Genomic DNA, 23,500 nt, shown 5'->3' on the forward strand with positions numbered 1-23,500 from the left:
AAAAAAACAAAACTATATAACCACTCTAAAATTGAATTAGGTTAATTTTAAAATTATTGATTTTAAGAGAATAAAATTGATTTAGAACGGCAAAAGTATATGGAAATTACAACACAAATAATCTGGTTATTTATTTTAGCTATTCCAATAGCATGTATAAGCTGGACTGTTACGCATGAAGAAATTTTTAAAGAACCTCGAGAATGGTGCGTAAACCATTCAAAAAATGACCGATTTTTATTATCAAGAAAAGTTTTTTATCTATTTACCTGCGAGTATTGTTTTAGCCATTACATAACTATTTTATTTTTGTTTTTATGCGAATATAAACTTTTGTTAAATGATTGGAGAGGCTATGTTTTGGCAGGGTTCTCGCTGGTATTTGTAGCAAATGCCTATATGAGTCTTTTTGCTTTGCTTAGGCAGGCTATAAAAAAAGAAAAGGTAGAAATTGAAAAAATAGAAAATGAAACAGATAGTGAAAAACTATCTTCATAAATATAATTAAGTATAATCAAACAAATTACAATCATGGAAAATTTAAATTTCATAGACCCATTATTACACGGAATTGTTCCTGAAGCTTTAGAAAATAAAACATTAAATTTATCAGTTAAACAATTGGCTTGTGCTGGAGTAAGTACTTTAGTAATTGGAGCAGTCTTAAAAAAGGCTGGCCAAAATAAAACAGGCGCTTTTGTTGCAAGTCTTGCACTTCCTTTATTAGCTTCTGCTTTTTACAAAAAATACAAAAATAGAATTTCAGCTACAAGTCAAGATATCCACCATAGCGGTATTGAATACAATCATTAAAACGGAATAAAAATTATAAGAAAGCATTTCTATAATCACACTTGTGCTATTTAGAAATGCTTTTTTTTATGCAAATTCCAAATTCCAACAAAAAAGCCTATATCTCTATAGGCCTTTTTTATATTTGTATGTTTGGTTTAAAGACTAGTCTTAAACTACGGTATTTTATTTAACCTCAATATTTCCTTCAACCCAATTTAAAGCTCTATTAAAGTCTAATTTTTTAAAACCTTTAAATTCTCCTGGAACCACATAACTAAATCCGTTTGTAAAAGAAATAATTTCTTCCGAATCTGTAATTATCGCAGCTCTGTTCCATTTTCCCAGATGTTTTAATCCCAGTAACGCATCTTGAAGCCATGCACCGGCACTAAAGTTCTCAAGATCAGTGTCAAGAACGAGCAAAAAATTAATTTCATTAGTTTGTTTTACTAAATGTTCGACCGCAGGAGTTACTACAGTAAGGAAATCATCTTTTGTTACTTCTGCTAATGCTCTAAAAGCAACTATATTATCTGCTGTGTCAATTTGATGTATCATGATATTTTTAATTTTTGAAAGTTAGTAAGGACGGTTAAAATGATTTCGCATTTTAATAATTGTCTATCAAAAATAGTTCAAGAATACGATTGATTCTTTATATCATCTCAACCTATTTTTATAAAATAACTATGTTTTTTTTTAGACTCTAATTTACTGAGACAATGAGTTACTAAATATCAGTTGGCGTTTCATTCTTTTATTTTTTTGAAGTAGATATTAAAAAAGGGATAATACAAGTACGAGCAGTAAAAATATCTTTTCCATAATTTTTGTTTTGATATTGAAACTCCTTTATCTGTTTTTATTTATTTACTGAAATCATAACTTAACGAAGCTCCAAGTCCAAATTGAAATGTTGATGCATAATCAGTAACTGCTAATGGCCCAAAATAGTAGTCCCAATAATAGTCATATCCAACTGCTGCCGACATAGATTGCAAATATGCATGAAGATTAATTGACAATGGCGAATTAGTTTTTACTTTTACACCTGCTTTAACTTCCCAGGCAAAGTAAGTGCCACTGCCGCTCTGTGGCGTTTCAAGAATCGAAATCCCTGCACCGGCTCCTATAAATGGAATTGCTTTTTGAGAACTTGATCCGAAATAATAGGTGTAATCTGCTAATATATAATTAATTGCACCTTTATCATCTCCGGCATTAAGCTGAGTCCCAGGAGGAATGGTACCGTTATTTAGGGCAATCTTTGTGTACAAAGGCATATTTGTATCAAATCTGTTATATTTTAATTCAATTGATTGGTTGTCAATAAAAAAATATTCGAGACCTAATCCATACTCAAAACCGTCTTCTACTTTTGCATACGAATTGTCAAAATCTACTTTGTCTGAAAAGGTATAACCTCCATATAAATTAAGCAAAAATGACTGGGCACTTTGGGCTGACATTGCCAGCGAAAAGAAAAAAACAACGAATAATACATGATACTTTTTCATAATTTTTGATTTTTTAATTTGTTTAATAAATGGTTTAAGTATTATTAAAACTTCTTCTTTTGTTTTAAATTAAATCAAGTCTTCATCAATTAAATTTCACGAATCTTTCGGTTGCAGTATCGCCGAAAATTTTTATTACAGGAAATATTTAGCACTGAAGAAGTACTCCTTAGGGTGAGTAATTTATTTTTCATGAATTTGCTTTTTAGTTAGGCAAATTAATTCTTGGTAAAATGAAGAAGATCAATTCTACAAACCATAAGAATTTTAATTAATTCTTGTTTTATAATAGACTTTTTCACTTGTATATAAAACTGGCTCAAAGCTATTTATAAAATAAAAACAGACATATGGCATATTGAATTTTAATGGTTTCAAATTATAAAATGAAACCATTTAGTGTGCTTTTTTGTCAATTAATAACACGTTCGAAACAAAAAAAATCTTACAAAAATAACCTCTATGTGATTGATTTACATATATTTGTAATAGTATTAATACTACATAACCAAAAATTTATTCATTACAAATGAATTAAATCTATTAACTTAAATCCTAATTATTATGGCAGACGTTTACAAAGTTATTACCAGTCTTTATGCTGATGTTTATAAAAATATTGGAACAGATGGAAAACCTAAATCAAAAAACAACACGATTCTTATGGGTTCATTCGTTAAAATTTTACCCGAAGAAAATGCAAACTGGCAAAAAGTGTATGCTTTTAGCAAAGAAGGCTGGATTGATAAAACTTGTATTGGCCTCTCGCCTTCCTTAAAATGTTTTTATGTTGATGTTGGACAAGGAGACGGTGCTTTGCTTGAAGTTGGAAATGATGAAAACGGATTAAAAATTATCATTGACGGAGGACCAAATGATAATTTAAGCCGTTACTTAAGCAAATGGCAATACAAATATTACTTTGACAATAACAAAAAAGTTCATATTGATTACATATTCGTAAGTCATTTTGATAAGGATCATTATCAAGGATTAATTGATATTATTAATGATGAACATTATACGATGGGAACTATTTTTCATAACGGAATAGCAAAATTCAATAATGAAAAAATCAATTTTCCGAAATTAGAATACAATTCTGAACTCGGAAAAAAATTCAAACACGAAGGCGAATATTATTTAGAAACCTGCTTTGGTACTTTGGACGAATTTAACGCTTTGAAAATTAAAGGAGGTATGCTCGATCTACAGGAAAAATTTCTCGGTGCTGTAAACAATGCCAAACTTCAAGGCCGACTCGATAGTTTTAAGCGAATTGATCATACAAGTGCAATACCTGTAAAAAACATTAATGCTAAAGATTTTAAGATTGAGGTTCTAGGCCCTGTAACTTCACAAATTAATGGCAAATTGGCCTATAAATATTTTGATGATGAAGCGCACACCATTAACGGTCATAGCATTGTACTGAAAATTACCTACGGCAACCGTTCATTTTTATATGGAGGCGATTTGAATATTCCGGCAGAAGATCATTTGCTCAAGCATTATCAAAATACAAATCCGTTTGAAGTTGACGTGGCAAAATCCTGTCATCATGGAGCTTCTGAATTTACAACCGATTTTATGAATAAGGTAAATCCGTATGCAACGGTAATTTCCTCTGGAGACAATGAATCGTATTCGCACCCAAGAGCTGATGCTATTGGCTGTGCAGGAAAATATACGAAATCTAAAAGACCTCTTGTATTTTCGACCGAATTAGCACGTTCTGTTTCTGACAGTTCAACCAAAATAAAATACGGAATGATTAATTTAAGATGCGATGGCGATAATATAATCATGGCACAAATGAAAGAGGCTGTAAGCAGCGGAAGCGTTTGGGATTTATACGAACAGAGTTTTTTTAATGATTGATTTGGTTCAGGTTTCAAGTTTCAGGTTTAAAGTTTCAGGTTTCAGGTTTAAAGTTTCAGGTTTCAGGTTTCAGGTTTGCCATTTGTTGTGAATTTAACCGCAAAGTTCGCAAGGTTTTTATAAAGGTTAATTTTTAGAAACGCTAAGTTCGCAAAGCTTTGGGTCTTTTATGTTTGTAAAAACAATTTAAATTAAAAAATCTTTGCCAACCATGTGTTAAAAATCAGCTCCATTCAAGTCGCATTTGAACCTGCAACTTTAAACAAAAAAACAAAAGCCTGTCTCTTTCGAAACAGGCTTTTTGTAAAAAAATAAAAAATAAACTAACACAAACTTAATTGTATCCTTGATTTTGTGTAAACTCTTTCGTTACATCTATCGTTGACTGCGGAATTGGGAAAACTCTTCTGAAAGGCTGAGAAGCAGGTTTAGCAGTTCCTGGCAAATCAAATTTTCCAAAACGAATCATTTGAGGTCTTCTGTATAATTCCCAGTATAATTCGAAACCTATATCGTTATACAATTGTGTAACATCTAATGATGTTAGTGCTTTTCCTGGCGCGCTTGCATATAATGATTCTCTTTTTCTGCTGGTACGCAATTTGTTTAAATCATCCATTGCTAAAGCTGTATTTCCTTTTCTGAAATACGCTTCTGCTCTCATGGTGTAAATTCCACCTAAACGATACAATGGAATATCAACATTACTGTTACCGTTTCCTCCTTCTGGATCAAATTCATATTTAAAAATACGAGCACCTTGATTGATTTCGTTTTGAGCAAAAACGGCTTGAGAAGGATTTTTAAATGTTAATGACGGTGTAAAATCCATTCTGGTTGTAGTGCTTTTTTCCATATACAATGGAGAAACTTTGATACGGCCATTAACCATTTCTAACGATCCAGAAGCCAATAATATTGGTCCGTATTGTGGTCCTGCAACAATTCCTCTTGTAAAGTGGAACCAAGGCAAATTAGCACTTTTAGGTACAATATCTGTTGCAGGAACACTTGGAGTTGTTCCGTCGTTTGTAAACCAAGTTCCATCTGCGTATTGATATGCTTGATTAAATCTTGGATCATCATGATTATTATCCCAAGTAGCGTAAAATTCTGGAGTTGTACAAGCAGCATTTGTCCCTCTGTTTGCTGCAGATGTTCTTTGGTTACGTTCCATACATACATAAGCGAAACTGTTTGAACCATTTCGTATGTAATCTATCTTTTGAGAAATCGCAAAAATAAGCTCTGTTCCCGTATTATTATCTCTTGCAAAGTTTTTAAAATAATTGCTTTCTAAAGTATATTTTCCTGAATTGATCAACAATGAAGTGTAATAAATAACACGATCCATATCTGTTCCTCCTCCGCTTACTGCAGGTTCATTAAAATTGAAGTTTGAAGTAGCATTAAAACGATCTTTAAATACAGCACGATTCAAATACATCGTACTTAAAAAACCATACGCTGCCTGTTTTGTAAATCTTCCTGTGTGCGTTTGCTGTTGACCAACATCTGCCAAATCAGGCAATAAAGCTTCAACATCTGTAATTAATTTATCAATTTGAGTATCTGCTTTTAAAATCTGCAAAGGTGCATTTGGATTTAAAGGATCTCTGTATGGCGCTTGTCCGTACAAATCTAAAGTCGTGTATAAGTAATACGCTAAAAGAGCTTTTGATTCAGCAAGAAACAATTTCTTTTCCGGAATTGAACTTTCTTCAGCAGACTGAATTGCAGTCAATGAACGCGTAATTCCGTTTGTTAATTTATTCCAGTTGTCTCCCACAATTGCATTGTCAGATTTCCATGTAAATTCATGCATGTCTCTCCATTTTCCTCCATCTCCCCAGTCACTTCCTCGAGTTGGCAAAATAGCTTCGTCTGTCGTGTATTCCTGTAAAGAAAAAACGCCTCCGTGATCTACAAAAGTTCCATCTCCAAGTCTGTCGTAAGCCGCCGCCAAAGCTCCAGCAGGATTAGAAGCATTTTCTCCTAATACTTCATCTAAAACAACTTCGTCAAGATCTGTACAGCTTGCAAATAAAAAGATGCAAGAGAATAATGTGATTAATTTTATACTAAAAAATGTATTTGTCTTCATAATATTATAATTTTAAAGTTGCTCCAAAACTGAATGTTCTAGAAGTTGGATAACTAGCGTAATCAATACCAATTGATTGGTTTCCTCCGTTTGATTTCGGACTGTTGATTAAAGGATCGTAACCAGAATAATTCGTAATCGTAATTAAGTTTTGTCCTGTAATGTAAAGCGTTAATCCGTTTAGCCAATTGATTCCTTTTAAATCAAAATTGTAACCAACGCGAGCTGTATTCAATCTAATAAAATCTGATTTTTCTAAGAAAAGAGTCGATAAAATTGGAGAGTTCGTAGCATTTGCACCTGATTCATAATAACCTGTAGCAACGTTTCTGTCAGATGCTAAGTTGTTTATGTTTAAGGCATTCAATCCTGTGTTATTCAACAAATAACCTCCCGTTTGACCGATGATAGAGAAAGAAAACGAAAAGTTTTTGTATCTCATATCACTATTAAATCCGTAGTAGAATGTTGGCAGCGCTCCTTCGATAATAATTCTGTCGCTGTTGTCAATTTTTCCGTCTCCGTTTTGATCTTTAAAGATATTAGCGCCATTTGCATCAAAACCAATATGATCTAATAAATAGAATGAACCTGCAGCGTAACCGCTTTTGTAGATATTTGCATTTACGCCTGATTGTCCAGGTCCTGAAATAGTTCCGGTCAAGATTTCTGAAACTGGCAAATCTTCAATTTTATTGTTTAAAGTTGCTCCGTTCATGTCGATGTTCCAAGAGAAATCTTTGTGATCAATTAATTTTGATCCTACCATAAATTCAAAACCTTTATTGATGATTTTTCCGTCGATGTTTGTCCAAATTGTAGTTGTTGGACTCAAAGCCTGTGAAGGAACATTCAAAATTGCATCAGTTGTTGTTTTGTTGAAATAATCTAAAGTTCCGTAGAATTTATCATTCCAAAAACTAAAGTCCAAACCTAAGTTATATTGTGTTACCACTTCCCATTTTAAATCAGGATTAGGCGTTCTGTTTACTGAAATTCCGTTTACCAAATTCAAATCATTGTACAAATAATATCCGTCAGCTCCAGATAATGAATAACTTGCCTGTGTGATTTTATTTTCAACTTCCTGATTTCCTGTCTGACCCCAGCTCGCTCTTAATTTTAAATTGTTCAAAGCTTCTACATTTTCTAAGAAACTTTCTTTAGAAATATTCCAGCCTAAAGCAAATGAAGGAAAGTAACCGTATTTGTTATTTTTTCCGAAACGAGTAGAACCATCTGCTCTCATAGAAGCCGTCAAAAGATATTTTTCGTTGAAAGTATAATTTAATCTTCCAAAATAAGACTGCAGTTCATTTTCCTGCGCATATCCAGAAACTCCAGATTGCGTACCAGCAAAACCAGGATTTATTGATGGTGCGATACCAACTCCTTGATTTGAAATACCGTCAATACTGAAAGCTGTTCCTGATCTTTCAAATTTTTGATATGAGAATCCGCCTAAAACTTCAAATTTGTGTTTGTCTAATAAAAGATTGTAAGTCAAATAATGTTCGATCAAAGAGTTTTTAGAATCTAAATTATTTTGAACATATTTCCCTTTTGGATTCAAATCTGTCAAGTTTGGAAAAATTGTCGTGTTTCTTTCCGCTGTAGAACGGTCAAAACCAACATTCAATTTATATTCTAATCCGTCAACAATTCTAAGTGACGCTTCTAAGTTTCCTAAAACTCTTAAAGTACGTGTTTGGTCATCATAAATGCTCAGCAAATACGCTGGATTATAATGGGCATTCATGTTGAAGTTGGTGTAATTTCCGTTTGAATCAAAAACAGAACGCGTTGGGTTTGCCATTAATGTATGCACGATCAATTGTCCGTTAGAACCACCGTCATCACTTGTGGGAACTCCGTCATCTTTAGTTTCACTTGCAGTAAGATTCATTTTTACTTTCAAACGTTTGTTGTCTAAAAACGATTCAGCAGCATTAATTCTACCCGACATACGTTTAAAATTACTGTTTCTGATAATACCTTCCTGATTCATCTGAGCTGCAGAAGCGTAGTAATTTCCAGTTTCTGTTTGTTTTGAGAACGAAAGTGAATTATTTGTCGTGATTGCAGTTCTGTAAATTACGTCCTGCCAATCTGTATTTCCTCCGTGATCGAATGCTGGGTCTTTAATCGCTTTTCTGTATTGATCTGCGCTTAAAACATCTAATTTGTTAGCAACATTCGAAATTCCTGTATACGAATCAAAAGTTAAAGTTCCTTCGCCTTTAGATCCTTTTTTTGTTGTAACTAAAACAACTCCGTTAGAACCTCTTGCTCCATAAATCGCCGCCGCAGAAGCATCTTTCAAAACCGTAATCGATTCAATATCACTGCTGTTCAAAAAGTTTAATGGATTTTTTGCCTGAGAACTTCCAAAACCTACGTTAGTTGCTGCAGGACTTACATCATCGTTTGATAATGGCACACCATCTACAACAAATAAAGGTGTACTCCCGCTTCTGATAGATCCAACTCCACGAATGGTAACATTTACTCCAGCTCCCGGCTCACCGCTTGTGCTAACTACACGAACACCGGCTACTTTTCCTTGCAATAAATTGTCTGGAGAAATAACAGGGCCTTGTTTGAAATTTGCTGCTTCAAGCTGTGTAACTGCTCCGGTAACATCTTTTTTAGATTGTTTTCCGTAACCTACAACCAATACTTCATTTAACTCAGAAGTATTTGGCTCTAGCTGAATGGTCATAAAACCACTTTGAGCCGCAACTGTTTTGCTTTTATAGCCTAAATAAGAGATTTCGATTGTTTTGCCATCGCCAACAGTAATTTCGAATTCCCCATCAAAATTAGTAACTGTCGAGTTTGAAGAGCTTGTTTCCATGATTGTTGCACCCGGAATTGGCACTTTATTTTCGTCAACTACTTTTCCTTTTATCTTAATTTTGTCAGCTGCTTTGCGAGTTATCGTTTTTGGCGCTTCTGTTTTTTGAATCAAAACTAATTTGCCATTAATATTATAATTGAAATTAGCTTTTTTAGAAAGGTCACTTAAAATTAAAGCAATGGATTCGTTTGTATAATTTACCGTATAAACAGTATTATCAGCAATAATAGCCTGTCCGTAACTAAATTTATAATCAGTCTGCTGACTCAATTTTGAAAAAATAGAAACTAAAGTTGCTTTTTCTATTTTATTTTTTACTTTTGATTTTTCAAGAAAATTAGTTTTACTGTAACCATTTTGAATGGCCAGTAACGCCAGTACTAAAAAGACAATTCTCTTTAGATTTAAATAGGAAAGTTTAAAATACATGATTTAAGTTATTGGTTTTTTTACGATACTTAATTATTAATCGCAGTTGTTCTCAGCAACTGCTTTTTTGTTTTTTAGTTTACTTTTACTATTTCGCCATAAACTTTAAATTTTAGGTTTGTGATATAATTTATTTGTTCTAAAACATTCTCTAATGTTGCGTCCTTCTTTATGAATACCGTTAACGGCGTTGCTAATACTTGCTCATTTTTAAATTGAAATGAAACGCCGTATTTATATTGTAAAATGGTAATTACTTGTTTAAGAGTGGTTTGATTAAGCGTTACATCTGTCGAGTACCAATTCACCAAATAAGCTTTATCTGCCAATTGTTTGGTTAACTTTTGAGACTCAAATAAGGCTTCTTCATTTGGAACTAAATCGACACTTTGTCCTTTTGATGTAACATTTACTTTTCCGGTTACGACAATAACTTCGCACTTTAATTTTGATAATTGAATGTGAAATGAGGTTCCGACCACTTTGGTTTTTAGTTCGCCAGAAGCAATAATAAAAGGATGTCTTTTGTCTTTGGCAATTTCAAAAAATGCATTTCCTTTTATAAGCGAAACTTTTCTTTCTTCTCCCTCAAATTTTTCAGGATATTGAAATAATGAATTTGCTGCCAGATAAATTTTCGAACCATCACTTAGTTTGATAGATTTGGGGATCGACGAAGTTTTAAATGATAATTGCTTTTCTGATGAAATGCTTGGTTTGAATAAAAATCCTAAACCAACAAGAAAAAGAATACTGGCAGCTGCCATATATTTTAAATAACGATTGATGGTTTTCTTCTTCACTATTCGAAGCTGAATTCCGTCATATATATTTTTTGAAGCTTCATCTGAATTTCCCATCGAAGCTTCGTTATATTTTGAATTCTGATATTGGTCAAAAGCAAAATCGTTCAATAGATTTTCTTCTGCTCCTGAAGTTTTATTTCGTGAACTTTTGTCTACAAGATGTTCTAAACTATGTTTGATTCTTTTTATCATAATACTTATTATTACCAGTAAGTACCAGAAACTTTAAATCGTACTATTGAGAAATATTATGAAACCATTAACACAAAGTTATCTTAAAAATTTTGACGAAAAATGATAAATGGAGCAAGCCAAGCCAAGTCTTTCAGGCCTTCGCGCAATTGTTTTAAAGCAGAAGATATTTGATTTTTAACAGTTTGTTTCGAAATTCCGAGTTCATCTGCAATTTGATCAATTGACATATCTTGAAATTTATACATCAGCAAAACTTCTTTTCTTTTCTCAGGAAGTTTGTCTAATAAAGAATAAAGCAAATCCATTAATTCTGGATCAATTGAAGCGAAATTATCAATAATATAATCTTCAAATTTATCTTCAAGAATGGTCTTGTCGAAACGGTTATTTTGATAATGTTTAAAGACCTGATTTTTGACCGCTCTAAATAAATACGGCTCGATAGCATTTATATTAAGGTCGTCTTTTCGTTCCCATAAATCGATAAAAACGTCTTGAACTATATTCTGTGCCAAGTCTTTATCCTGAGTCATCGTATACGAGAAAGCATTTAGCTTTTTCCAGTAATCAGTATACATTTTTTCAAAAACTTCAGGATTCTTCATAGCTTATTTTGGTAGTGTTTGGTGATGTAAAATAATAAAATGTTATGCCAATGTTTTTTTCCTGAAGGTTATCTTTAAATTAAATAATGATTTTTTTTGATGTATTAATACTACTATTTTTGCACAAAAATGACAATCTGTTTGCGATTTCTTTTTCTTTAACTAACATAAAATTCAAATACTGATTTTAACTTAGTGTTTTCAAAAAAAGGTAATTTTCTTTATTGCTGCGTCCTCAGTATTAATAAAATTTACACTTTCAAATCATGAAACAAATTCTGTTTACATTATTTCTTGCCAGCGCTCTAAATTGCAATGCTCAGGCACAAAATGACAATCTAAAAATTAATCAGCTTCAAGTTATCGGGTCGCATAACAGTTACCGCCAAGCGATCGAAACTGATTTATATAATACCCTTCAGGCAAAAGACACAACGCGTTCGCTGAAAGGCCTGCAATACACACACATAAGCATTACAGAACAATTAAATAAAGGTTTAAGAAATCTTGAAATTGATGTTCAAGGTGATACTAAAGGTGGAAAATATGCGCACCCAAAAGGTTTGGATATTGCAAAATCTGAAACTGCATACGATCCAAAAGGAGAAATGAAAAAACCAGGTTTTAAAGTTTTTCATATGATCGATATTGATTTTAGAACATCTTGCTATACACTTCAAAATTGTCTTGCAGAACTTAAAAAATGGTCTGATGCAAATCCCGATCACGTTCCTGTTTTTATTACTTTGGAGCCAAAAGATGACGATAGCTTCTTAGGTACAAAAGCTGAGAAATTTACACCTGAATTATTTGATGCTTTAGACAAAGAACTTCGAAAAGGTCTAGGAAACAAATTGATCACACCAGATATGGTTCGTGGAAAATATAAAACTTTAGAAGAAGCCGTTTTAAATAATAACTGGCCAACGCTAAAAGAAGCGAAGGGGAAATTTTTATTTATTTTGGATAACAATGGAGCCAAAAGAGATTTGTATGCTTTAAATCATCCTTCATTAAAAGGACGTGCTGTTTTTATTAATGCAGAACCTGGAAAACCAGAAGCGGCAACTTTATTCCGCAACAATCCAGAAGATCACGCAATTGCTGATTTAGTTAAAAAAGGATACATTATAAGAACTAGAGCTGATGCTGATACAAAAGAAGCACGCGCAAATGATTATTCGCATTTTAATGCCGCTAAAAATTCTGGCGCACAAATCATTACAACCGATTATTATTTACCGAGTACCTTCTTCAATTCTCCTTATCAAATTAAATATGATGATGGGACTTATGTGAGATTGGATCCGGTTAATAATTAATTTCAAGTTTTATTTTTCAGTTGTCAAGTTCAGGCTGAAACCTGAAACATACACTATGTCATTTCGACTGAAAGGAGAAATCGCACTCGTTAATCCGCAAAGAAAGTCTTCAATCTTTGTCGATATACTAGTGAGATTTCTCCTTTCAGTCGAAATGACAAAAATAAAAATCTTTGCGCCCTTTGCGTAAACCTTAGCGCTCTTTGCGGTTAACTTTACCTGTCTTCAAATCGACTGTAAAATGATCAGCGGGAACTTCGTGCATGAATTTATTGAAGATGATAAAAAACAACTTCATTTGCTTTTGCAATGGTTTTTCATTTAAGTTTTCTAAAAACAACTTTGACAATATTTTATATTCTTTAACTCTTTGTTCTCCAACATCTACAAGAGCCAATTCATCGGCACTTCTAAAACGGTAAAAGTCAATTAAAAGATCATTTCCTGTCCAATTGAAATTTTCTTTTTCAAGCTGATTTTGAGTTAAAATTTGTTCCGACTTTATTTCTGCTTCATTCCATTCTTTTTGAAAGTTTTCTTTGTTTTTTAGAATAAAATCCAAATCCTGATCCGATTTTATATTCGCTAATACCAATAAATCCTTTGCAGAAACATTTAGAATAAAATCTCTAAAAGAAGAAGGCCAATCATCGGCTAAAAATCGGAGACGAACTAACTCTTTCAAATGAAAATCGGTAAAATCGTGGTAATTTTTGGTTTTTAAAATAGCGACATTCCAAATGTCTTTTGCATTTTGACTTTGCAAAAACTGATATTCCATTTTATACAAATCAAAAAGCTCGTCGAATCTCGGAACTGCATCAATTGTAATGGTCTGAATATCGATCAAATTGTCTTTTTTGATTGTCAAAAGTTTATATGCTGGAATATAAGCCGCCAAAGACGGCGTTTGAATATTAACCAAAGTATTGCCTTTTTCCGTCCTGCGGATTCCAGTATCGTTAATATGCATGTGTCCGCCAAAATGAAGCTGCAATCCTGCATCTGCAAAAACCTGCGCTACTTCTTCAACCGGAACGCGATTTAACTGCCATTTATTTGGACCCAATAATTCTTTTATTTCTGCAGAAGCGTCATCATTAAAATCAATCATTGGAAAATGGCTGAAAGCAACTAGAGTTTTACCTCGAAGTTTGGCTTCCGCCGAAATTTTTTCGACCCATTTAATTAAATGTTTTTTGTTTGAAAGTACATTGTTATAACCCGTGCTTGCTTCAGAATAACTTTTAGAATCTTTAGGATCACCATCATTTTTCTTCGGCATATAAACGTTTCCGTCGATGGCCATCAGCCAAAGTCCATCAACTGGTTCAACCACATAACTTACATCCGGAACTTCATAACCGGGGGCAACATTATACACTCGATTAGATAATAAAGCACTTTCAGCTGCTTTTGCATAACTGTAATTTTCGCTCGTGTAAGTTGAAAAAGGAGTTGCCCAAAATTTGTATTTTTTATTCGGATAAAAACCAAAGTTTTTTAATCCGTCTGTGATTCCTAGATAACCCATTTTAGCAATATCGGCTGTTATGACAACGGGCTGTTCAGTAGTTAAATTCGGCTTATACATGCCGTCTTTGCTAAAAATGGGCTGACTCTTTCCGTCTTTACCTAGAAAATCTTCTTTGCCAGATTCCTGTGCAAATGGTCCAACAGGATCGTGGTTTCCTGTTGTGATAAAAAACTCAATAGTATATTTTTTTCTGTATTGTTCTAAAATTTTTTCTAATCCTCTTACGTGTATCGGCTGTCCGTCATCTGTATAATCTCCCGGAAGCGCAACGTATTTTATCTTTCGCTTTGCGATATCTTCTAAGGCTGCAATGAAAGCAAAATAATTTTCATTGAAAATTCTCGTCGAATGCAACTGCGATGCCATTGTTCTTATTAACGTATATTTTCCGGTTTTGGTATTTATAACTCCCTTAAAATCATTATCAGAAAATGTTCCGAACAAATCCTGTAAGTGAACATCTGATAAAAATGCGACTTGTACTCCGTCTAAATTTGCTGGTTTTTGGGCTGAAATTGTATAATTGAAGAATGCAAAAAACAGTATAATCAATCTGAAAGTATATTTTAAATTCATAGGTTGAAAGCTTTTGAAAAATGTAATTTATTAAAATAGGTAACGTTTTTAAATACAAGCAATTTTATGGATTAAAAGCTGAAATGAGTTTATCGTATTGTTACGGAATAATAATTTTACTGAACTTTATTTTAATTTAGTTGACAAAAGCAACTAAATTATTATATTTGCATTATGCTAAATAATTTTAAACATGGAAAATACTACATCAGAAATTAGATCCTTTAATAGATTTTATACTTCCTATTTAGATATACTAAACCAACGTTATCTCGACAGTAATTATTCGCTTACCGAAGTAAGAATTATTTATGAAATTGGTGAAAGCAAAACAATAACAGCTCAAAAACTATCAGAAATTCTTAGTCTTGACAAAGGTTATTTAAGCAGAATATTAAAACGATTTTTAAAGGAAAATATAATTGCAAAAGTTTTATCTACCAGCGATAAACGAACCTTGAATATTGAACTTACTGCATTAGGAAATGAGTTATTAAAAGCTTTCAATGAAAAAGTTGATAATCAGTTAGAAAATAAAATAGAAAAGCTGAATTATACTGAAAAACTAGAATTGGTAAATTCAATGCATGTAGTAAAGAATTTGTTATCGGACAATAAATTAGTTCATAGCGACATTAAATACCGACATGAAATTACTCCGGGAGATATTGGTTATATAATTTATTTACACGGAATGTTATACGATAAGGAATCTAACTTCTCGAATGAATTTGAGAAATATGTCATAAAGACATTCTATGATTTTTTAGAACATTATACCCCCGAAAAAGATCGCCTGTGGATGGCTGAATATAATAACAAAATTATTGGCTGTGTTGCTATCCAGCATAAAACCAAAGAAGAAGCACAATTGAGATGGTTTTTACTAGACCCAGCGTTTCGAGGACTCGGAATAGGAAAAAAACTTTTAACTGATGCATTGGATTTCTGTCAAGATAAAAAATTTAAAAACATTTTTCTACTCACAACGAGCATGCAAAATAAAGCGCTCGAAATGTATAAAATGGCAGGATTTACACTTACAGAATCTATTGAGATAAATCAATGGGGAAAAAACTTTCGTGATGAACGTTACGATCTAAAACTGAATGCTTAATAAATATCTGATTAGCAAAATATTCAAATCTATCAAAAAAAGGCTGTCATTTCTGACAGCCTTCCACTACATTAAAACCTTAAATTTAATGTATCAAAAACCATTATGGCAAATGGGTTAAGATTATTTTTTAATAAAACGCTTAATTGTCTTTTCTCCATCCTTCTCAAAAACAACTAAATAAATTCCTTGTTTCAAATTCGAAACATTCAAACTATTGTCATTTATTTTTTGAGATAAAATTACATTTCCAGTTTGAGAATCAACCACATTCAGGCTTCCTCCAGAAACGTCTTTTGTAAAGAAAAGCGTCTCAGAAACTGGATTTGGATATACATTAAATGCAACTTCTTTGATTTCTCCCTCTTCTTTAATATTCGCTGACGCAATTGGCGCTCCTGCTCCTACTTTTGTAATACGAATCCAATTGATGTTCATTCCGGTATTTTGAATGTAGATTCCAAAATTATACGTTCCACCATTTACGCTTACAGTCTGCGTAACGGTCTGCCAGTTTTGCCATCCTCCCGTATTTGGAATATCAACATTTCCTAAAACAATAGTTCCTCCGTTTAAATCAGATGATAATTTTCCTCCGGTTACAGCACTTGCTACTCTGTATTCTATTAAATAAGAACCCGTTGATGGAAAATTAATATTGTTATAAGCCATCCAATCACCGGTTTCAGTATAGCCAACATTTGAACCTCCGCCAGTATCTGTAGTAGCTTCAACCTGAATACCGCTCATTGACGAATAGTCTTCGGCTTGAATTAAAGTGGAAGTCTGCGACGCAGTTGTAGAAATCAATTTCCATTGTCCACAAGTCTGGTTGTTGTTATCCCATTGCTGTACATTGGCACCATTTGCCGTACTTGCTCCGGCAACCTCAACAATTCTGCCGCTGTGTCTGGCTACAATTTTATAAAAACCATCTCCAGTATCAACTAAAATAAACTGTTGATTGGTAGTTCCGTTATACGGATATTGCTCTACATTCGCACCGTTTGCTTTGTTGAAATTGTTTACATCTAAAGATTGTCCGCTGTGATTGGCAATAATTTTATATAAGCCATCACCTAAATGTGTGAATGTATACTTTTGGTTGTTTCCTGTGTTTGCTGTTCCTTGGGCAACATTGGCTCCATTATCTAAACTGGCATTCCAGACATCCATATTAAGACCGCTGTTTCTGTTTTGAAGAAAGAAAGTCTGATTCCCCAAAGTAGTAACACCGTTTGCCAAAATTCTGATAGAACTAACTTTATCATTCCAAGTTGTATTTAAACACGAATTATCTGAATTGATTACAGTTGAAGCTCCGGTAAAATTATCATCTTGGTACAAAATTGCCTGAAATCCCTGCGTTATTCTAAGAGACGAAATATCATCATTTAAAATTCCTAAAGAATTTAAACGTGCTAAATTATAATCTCCAATTGTCAATCCTCCAGAAAATCCTGTGTAATTACAATCTTTATAAGCTGTGATTACATCTGTAGAAGGCGCTATAGTTCCTCCCGGGGGAATTGTCCCTGTAATAGAATAACTCCCGATAGAACCGTAGGCAGAATATCCTCCATAACCTGTATTTCCTGCTCCGTTTCCATCAACTCCAATAAAGTATTTACCAGCCGGAAGATTAACATTCATAGAAGCATTCAAAGCAAATGGATCTGAATTCCAATACGTTCCCATTTCAGCTCCAGCCGAATTATACAATCGAAGCAAAAGATGCAGATTTCCATCTCTGGAAACCGTATTAGCATTTATTGAAACATTTCCTCCGCCAGTTGTAAAAGTGAAGAAGTCATAATCAGCTTCACTCGAAATAATACCGTTTTTCTGATTGATGGCTCCGCTTCCGTTATAATCTAAATTTGCTGCAGAAGCCGTAGTATTTCCATAATCATCTCCACGATAGCCAACTCCAAATTTAGAGCCAGCAATTGTGGCTACATCGTCCTGCAGATTATTGGCATAATTGTATTCACCTTTACTCCATTGTACCACAGGTCTGTAATAACCTGCACCCATAATCGGCGCCCACGAAGTTCCGTCAATTCCAAGAAAATAATCCTCAGCTGGATTCGTACGTCCGTCATGACCAAGATCAAAAGTATGGCCAACTTCATGCGCTGAGGCATCTCCACCAGATTTACCTGAAGTAATAAATACCCAGCAAGGTACATCATTGTCCCAATTGAAGGAACCAATATAAGCTACACCTCCTGCTCCCGGAGCTGCAGTATTGGTTGGAGTTACCACCACGCGCATTCTTCTATTTCTTGGGTACGAATTGAAAACCGCTTCGCTTGTCGTTACATTTAGATTAAAAGGTCTATAATCTTCTGAAACTACTTCCCAATGTTGCTGTACATCAGCATCGCTCATTCCTGATGGAGCTGCGTTTATGGCATTTCCGTTGTTCCAAAGATTTCCTGCCGGCATATTATAACCGTCAAAATCTAACATTACACATCCGGCTGCGCCTGGCAAACTTTGCAGATTTAATAATGCAGGAGCAATTTGTGCTGCGGCAGTTTTACTTGTTGTGTTAGCAGTATTTGAAGGAACATTTTTATAATCGATGCAGACTAGTGTATTAATATCAACTTTAGAAACGTAGGCATTTCCTTGAGCATCAGAATAATATTTATAGGCTTCTCTTGTTTTCTTAAAAATGATATGACCTTCGAGTGATTTATCTTTTACTTTAATGTAAAAAGAAGATTCTGCAACATTTTTAATCTCTCCAATTAAAAATTCGCTTGATTCATTTGATTCTTTGTAATTGATTTTTCCAGTAAAGGTTTTTGAATTTGCTGCTTCAAGCAAAACTGTTTTATCTGTACTTTTTGAAGCAGTTGATTTTACCAATTCTTTCTTTAAATTGTTCATAAAAGTTTTACTGGAACCTAAAGAAGTCTGAGCCATTGCAAAATAGCCAAAAGCCAGAAATAAAAGTAAACTTAATCGAAATCTGTAATTGTTTTTCATATTAATTTGGGGGTTAAAGGGGATTACAATTTTAAATTATGAATTTTAACACATAGATACATGGTTTATAATTCGTCATAGAGGCGTTTTAAAATCAACTCTATTAAAAAAATAAAACATGTTTCTATGTGTTTAAATAATTTTACAATAAAGCAAAAACTTATTTTTTAATAAAACGTCGTACTGTTTTGATTCCGTCTTTTTCAACTAAAATCAAGTAGATACCGCTTTTTAAACCAGCAACGTCAATACTGTTGTTATTTGCTTTTTGTGTAGAAACTGTACCGCCGTCTTGAGAATTTATTACACTTACATCTGCTCCAGAAACTTCTGCAGAAAAGAAAAGTGTATCTTCTGTAGGACTTGGATAAACAGTCAGACTTTCAATCTTATCTGTAGAAGCCGATTTTGCCGCTAAAGCTGAACCTGATTTTGTGATTCTGAACCAATTTAGATTAAAGCCTGTATTTTGAACATATATTCCGAAGTTATATGTTCCGGCATTTACATTTACGGTTTGCGTAATCGTCTGCCAATTTTGCCATCCACCTGTATTTGGTACATCCACAGCACCAAGCTGAATGGTTCCTGCAGTTAAATCAGAAGATAATCTTCCGCCTGAAACAGCACTTGCAACTCTATATTCAATTACATAAGAACCTGAAGTTGGGAAATTGATATTGTAATACGCCAGCCAGTCTCCTGTATCTGCATAACCAACATTTAAACCGCCTCCGGTATCTGTTGTTGCTTCTGTTTGAATCCCGCTCATAGCATTATAACTTTCAGCCTGAATCAAAGTTCCTGTTGCTGGTGGCTGACTTCCTGTAATAACTTGGTTAACAGCTGTTAATAATGATTTAGAACCAACAGCATCCTGTGATAATTCCCAGATCATAACACCGCCCGCATTTTGAATCGCGAAAGTTGTTTTTGCTTTTATTGTTGGAATTCCGTTATAATAAATTGTATTTCCTACCTGATCTAAATTTTCAGCTCCAGGATATTGCGCTACGATATTTGCATATGAAATTCCTTGATTAGCCGCAGCTCCAAAACCATAACCATAAAATGGCAATCCTATTATAGCTTTGCTTGCTGGTAATCCTCTTCCTGTCCAGTAATTAAACTGATTTACTGCCATACTGTAAGGAGAATGCTGTCCTGGACTTCCAGGCGCCCAAGGACCTGTTGCGTCATAAGCCATAATATTAATCCAGTCGTATGTTGCAAAAGTTGATGAAGGTACATTTGCACCGCCATAACCTTCTGAAAGCGCTGCTGAAATCAGCTTGCCATTAGCATGTAATTTATTAGCCAGAGCTATTACAAATCCGCCGTAATCTCCGTTAATTGCTGGGCCTTCAAGATCGACATCGACTCCGTCAAAATTATGAGCTACAACATAATCGTAGATTTTTTGAATAAAAGCAGTTCTGTTTGCCGGTGTAATGAGGTTAAAATAATTATCGCGAATTGCACCGCCTTCTGAAACGGAACCTCCGCCAAGCGAAACAAAAACTTTTACATTTTGTCCGTGCGCCGCATTGATAATAGTATTGCTTCCTGAATTGAAAGTCAGATATCCATTTGCATCAGGGTTTTCGAACGCAATATTGATGTGCGTTAGTTTACTGTATTGAATCGTGCTCGAAAAAGCATTTAAATCAATCCAGTTTGGAATATAAGCGATAACTTTTTTTTGGGCTACTGCTAAGTTAAAAACACCCAAAACTAAAATAAGTATGCATTTCTGCAGCATTCTTCTGTAATTGTTTTTCATAATAATTGTTTTAATAGATTAATAAACTCGTAAATTATGGGGAGGTTTTTGAGTTGTATTTTTTTAATCCCTATCCCGAAGCTTCGGGACGGGATAGATTTAAGACTTTAAATTTTAGATTAATTTGGAATCTAATTTCGTAGAACTAACACTACTTATTATTATCTAAAATTTAAAGCCAAAAATCAGTTTTTAAAACTATTTTTTAATAAAACGTTTGATAGTCTGCTTGCCCTCTTTTTCAAAAACAACAAAATAGATTCCTTTTTTTAAATGAGAAACATCCATACTGTTATTATTGATTTTTTGAGATAAAACCATTGTTCCCGTTTGAGAATCAACAATTTTTACATTTTCTCCAGAAACATCTGTCGTAAAGAAAATTGCACTGTCTGCCGGACTCGGGTAAACATTTAAAGCTGTTTCAACTGGAATTTCTTCGGCAACTGGTGCAGAAGCCGTTTTTGCAGCTAAACCAGCACCAACTTTAGTAATTTTTATCCAGTTGATGTTCATTCCCGTATTTTGAATATAGATTCCGAAATTGTAAGTTCCAGCATTCACATTTACAGTTTGCGAAACAGTTTGCCAGTTCTGCCATCCACCGGTATTTGGAATATCCACATTTCCTAAAACAATTGTTCCTCCGTTTAAATCAGATGATAACCTGCCGCCTGTTACAGCACTTGCTACTCTGTATTCTATTAAATAAGAGCCTGTTGTTGGAAAATTAATACTGTTATATGCTAACCAGTCGCCAGTTTCTGTGTAACCTACGTTTGAGCCTCCGCCTGCATCTGTTGTAGCTTCAACCTGAATACCGCTCATTGCAGAATAATCCTCGGCTTGAATTAAAACTGAAGTCTGTGACGTTGTAGCTGGAACTAATTTCCATTGTCCACAAGTCTGATTGTTATTGTCCCATTGCTGTACAATAGCGCCAGAAGCTGTACTTGCTCCTGCAACTTCTACAATTCTACCACTATGTCTGGCTACAATTTTATAAAATCCATCGCCTGTAGAAACTAGTACAAACTGCTGATTCGTTGTGGCATTGTATGGATATTGTTCTACACGCGCACCATTGGCTTTATTAAAATTGTTTACATCTAAAGACTGTCCGCTGTGATTGGCAATAATTTTATACAATCCGTCTCCTAGATGTGTAAAAGTAAATTTCTGATTATTTCCGGAATTAAGAGCACCTTGATTGATTCCTGCGCCATTAGATAAACTTGAATTCCAAACATCCATATACAAACCGCTATTTCTATTTTGCAAAAAGAAAGTCTGATTTCCTAAAGTTGTTGTTCCGTTTGCCAAAATTCTGATAGAAGTTACTTTGTCATTCCACGTTGTGTTTAAACAAGCATTATCAGAATTAATTACAGTTGAGGCTCCAGTAAAATTATCATCTTGATATAAAATTGCCTGAAAACCAGGAGTAATTTTAAGCGAAGAAATATCATCATTTAAAACACCTAAAGTATTTAAACGTGCCAGATTATAATCTCCAATTGTCAATCCGCCAGAAAATCCAGTGTAATTACAATCTTTATAAACCGTGATTACATCTGTTGTTGCAGGAACAGCGGGAACAATTCCTGCGTATCCTCCAAAACTTGCGATAACTTTAGTAGGTTGTGGCGAATGAAGTGATGGCGATTGATCAGCAACATCATCATAAGCAAATCCGTAAGCAAGATTATCAACGCTTATTCCAGGCAAGTGCCAAAATTTAGAATAATGATTCGTTGGATTTACCTGATAAAATTTCGAAGCATCGTACCAATTTTGCTGTCCCGGATTTGCAGTTGTAGTATTTACAACATGCCTGTTTATAGCTGCAGTTAATTGTGCCTGAATAACAAGATCTAAATCTCCATCGACCAATCTTCTGTCCAGAACACCTTTCCCTTCTAGTGCTTCTTGAGTCGAAGGTCTGTTTTGAACCCTTCCTGTACGACCGACAAAACCTCCAGACTGCCCAACCATTTCAAGCTGTTCGCCAATAACTCTTCCTTTAAAAACTCCGGCATCTCCGGCGTAAAAGATCAAATCTTCATTTTTGTATTTGTTCCAAATTGCATCAATATAAGATTTCAAATAATTAGCTTGTGGTCCAACACTGGTTCCTCCTGTTCCGTCTGCAAAAGCAGGCGTTTTAGACGGTGCTGTAATTTCTCCCGTTGCATCGTTGACACAACCTTGAAATTCTGATGGAACATTGGCTTTGAAGGCTGCAACAATATCCTCGTGCTTTTTTAATTCACCTACTTTTTTCTGATATCCATTGGCTCCAAATAATTCTAATCCCATTGGGTATTTATACGAATCCACTCGAGAAGGATTTCCGAAGAAACCATATTGATTGTTAGTCAATTCAATGATTTCATATAAAATTCCCTGATTCGGATCTGTAGCATTCAGCGGATTTGGTGAAGTATATCCCGATGGCGCTCCACTTGCTCCAAAAAAGTAAAAATACAATTGCTGCCCTTTCGAAATAAAAACCCTGCAGCCTGCAATTTGTGGCAGTGTAAAAGTCTTATTCGGAATTTCGCTCAATTTAGTAAAACAAGCAGCATATTTTGAGTTTTGTCCCGGTCCGGTATTTCCGCCAATTGTCGGTCCGGTTACAGTATTATAAGATGAACTCATTGGCAAAACCTGACTCGTTTTGGCATTTACCCAGACGTGATTTCCAGTGGTGTAATCAATACCCACAATAGCCACATATAATTCGCTGTCATTAAATGTAGAAGTATTACTGATTGTAAACGGTATAGGACCCTGCCCATACATAAAGTTAGACAGCAATACAAATAATACTGTCGCAAAAACACTTTTTAGTAATTTAAAATTCCTCATTGATTTTTTTATTTGGGTTAATAAATTGGTTTTAATTAATAGTAAGAATGAGAAAATAATTAGGCGTAAAAAGTTGGGTGCAATTATTTAGGATCATCACAC

The 23,500-nt window shown here is 34.0% G+C and carries 15 protein-coding genes; 5 read left to right on the forward strand and 10 right to left on the reverse strand.

The annotated features are described in order from the left end of the window. Positions 1-99 precede the first annotated feature (99 nt). Together IRZ83_RS13870 and IRZ83_RS13875 are read left to right on the forward strand one after the other, a co-directional pair. A complete protein-coding gene (locus tag IRZ83_RS13870) occupies positions 100-498 on the forward strand; it encodes a hypothetical protein (protein WP_194569615.1) in 399 nt (132 codons plus the stop codon). 33 nt (positions 499-531) lie between these two features. Beyond that, positions 532-813 (forward strand): PrgI family protein, encoded by a 282-nt coding sequence (locus tag IRZ83_RS13875; RefSeq protein ID WP_194569617.1) that lies wholly within the window; start codon positions 532-534, stop codon positions 811-813. A 165-nt stretch (positions 814-978) separates the two neighbouring features. On the opposite strand, the gene IRZ83_RS13880 is transcribed toward IRZ83_RS13875, so the two are convergent. Next, complete coding sequence (locus tag IRZ83_RS13880) at positions 979-1,353, reverse strand: STAS/SEC14 domain-containing protein (protein ID WP_194569619.1); 375 nt, start codon at positions 1,351-1,353, stop codon at positions 979-981. Positions 1,354-1,661: 308 nt separating this feature from the next. Next, positions 1,662-2,312: an outer membrane beta-barrel protein gene (locus IRZ83_RS13885; protein ID WP_029272543.1), complete on the reverse strand. Its 651-nt coding sequence runs from the start codon at positions 2,310-2,312 to the stop codon at positions 1,662-1,664. Positions 2,313-2,876: 564 nt separating this feature from the next. Between IRZ83_RS13885 and IRZ83_RS13890 the strand changes: the two genes are divergently transcribed. Continuing rightward, positions 2,877-4,193: a ComEC/Rec2 family competence protein gene (locus tag IRZ83_RS13890; protein ID WP_194569621.1), complete on the forward strand. Its 1,317-nt coding sequence runs from the start codon at positions 2,877-2,879 to the stop codon at positions 4,191-4,193. A gap of 334 nt (positions 4,194-4,527) precedes the next feature. On the opposite strand, the gene IRZ83_RS13895 is transcribed toward IRZ83_RS13890, so the two are convergent. The 4 genes from IRZ83_RS13895 to IRZ83_RS13910 all read right to left on the reverse strand — a co-directional run bounded on the left by IRZ83_RS13895 (position 4,528) and on the right by IRZ83_RS13910 (position 11,192). Continuing rightward, complete coding sequence (locus IRZ83_RS13895; protein ID WP_194569622.1) at positions 4,528-6,297, reverse strand: RagB/SusD family nutrient uptake outer membrane protein; 1,770 nt, start codon at positions 6,295-6,297, stop codon at positions 4,528-4,530. 4 nt (positions 6,298-6,301) lie between these two features. Then, positions 6,302-9,586, reverse strand: coding sequence for a SusC/RagA family TonB-linked outer membrane protein (locus IRZ83_RS13900; RefSeq protein WP_194569624.1), 3,285 nt, complete (start codon positions 9,584-9,586; stop codon positions 6,302-6,304). A 74-nt stretch (positions 9,587-9,660) separates the two neighbouring features. Beyond that, positions 9,661-10,584: a FecR family protein gene (locus IRZ83_RS13905; RefSeq protein WP_194569626.1), complete on the reverse strand. Its 924-nt coding sequence runs from the start codon at positions 10,582-10,584 to the stop codon at positions 9,661-9,663. A gap of 83 nt (positions 10,585-10,667) precedes the next feature. After that, positions 10,668-11,192 (reverse strand): RNA polymerase sigma-70 factor, encoded by a 525-nt coding sequence (locus IRZ83_RS13910; protein WP_194569628.1) that lies wholly within the window; start codon positions 11,190-11,192, stop codon positions 10,668-10,670. A gap of 266 nt (positions 11,193-11,458) precedes the next feature. Here IRZ83_RS13910 and IRZ83_RS13915 point away from each other — a divergent pair, with 266 nt between their 5' ends. Further along, on the forward strand, positions 11,459-12,514 hold the full coding sequence (locus IRZ83_RS13915; RefSeq protein WP_194569630.1) for a phosphatidylinositol-specific phospholipase C1-like protein: 1,056 nt from the start codon (positions 11,459-11,461) through the stop codon (positions 12,512-12,514). Between the two features lie 193 nt (positions 12,515-12,707). On the opposite strand, the gene IRZ83_RS13920 is transcribed toward IRZ83_RS13915, so the two are convergent. Continuing rightward, complete coding sequence (locus IRZ83_RS13920) at positions 12,708-14,627, reverse strand: metallophosphoesterase family protein (RefSeq protein WP_194569632.1); 1,920 nt, start codon at positions 14,625-14,627, stop codon at positions 12,708-12,710. A 193-nt stretch (positions 14,628-14,820) separates the two neighbouring features. On the opposite strand from IRZ83_RS13920, the gene IRZ83_RS13925 reads away from it, so the two are divergent. Next, positions 14,821-15,744, forward strand: a complete 924-nt coding sequence (locus IRZ83_RS13925) for a bifunctional helix-turn-helix transcriptional regulator/GNAT family N-acetyltransferase (RefSeq protein WP_194569634.1) — start codon at positions 14,821-14,823, stop codon at positions 15,742-15,744. A gap of 123 nt (positions 15,745-15,867) precedes the next feature. On the opposite strand, the gene IRZ83_RS19525 is transcribed toward IRZ83_RS13925, so the two are convergent. The 3 genes from IRZ83_RS19525 to IRZ83_RS13940 all read right to left on the reverse strand — a co-directional run bounded on the left by IRZ83_RS19525 (position 15,868) and on the right by IRZ83_RS13940 (position 23,398). After that, a complete protein-coding gene (locus IRZ83_RS19525; protein WP_228520698.1) occupies positions 15,868-18,744 on the reverse strand; it encodes an RICIN domain-containing protein in 2,877 nt (958 codons plus the stop codon). Between the two features lie 160 nt (positions 18,745-18,904). Next, positions 18,905-20,527 carry a glycosyl hydrolase family 18 protein gene (locus IRZ83_RS13935; protein WP_194569636.1) on the reverse strand — a complete coding sequence of 541 codons (1,623 nt, stop codon included), beginning with the start codon at positions 20,525-20,527 and terminating at the stop codon, positions 18,905-18,907. A 198-nt stretch (positions 20,528-20,725) separates the two neighbouring features. After that, the gene (locus IRZ83_RS13940; protein ID WP_194569638.1) at positions 20,726-23,398 is read right to left on the reverse strand and encodes a beta-1,3-glucanase family protein; all 2,673 of its coding nucleotides are present in this window, start codon (positions 23,396-23,398) and stop codon (positions 20,726-20,728) included. Between the last annotated feature and the right edge of the window lie 102 nt (positions 23,399-23,500).

Origin of the sequence: Flavobacterium sp. JLP (assembly GCF_015350755.1) — a bacterium.
GTDB lineage: Bacteria > Bacteroidota > Bacteroidia > Flavobacteriales > Flavobacteriaceae > Flavobacterium.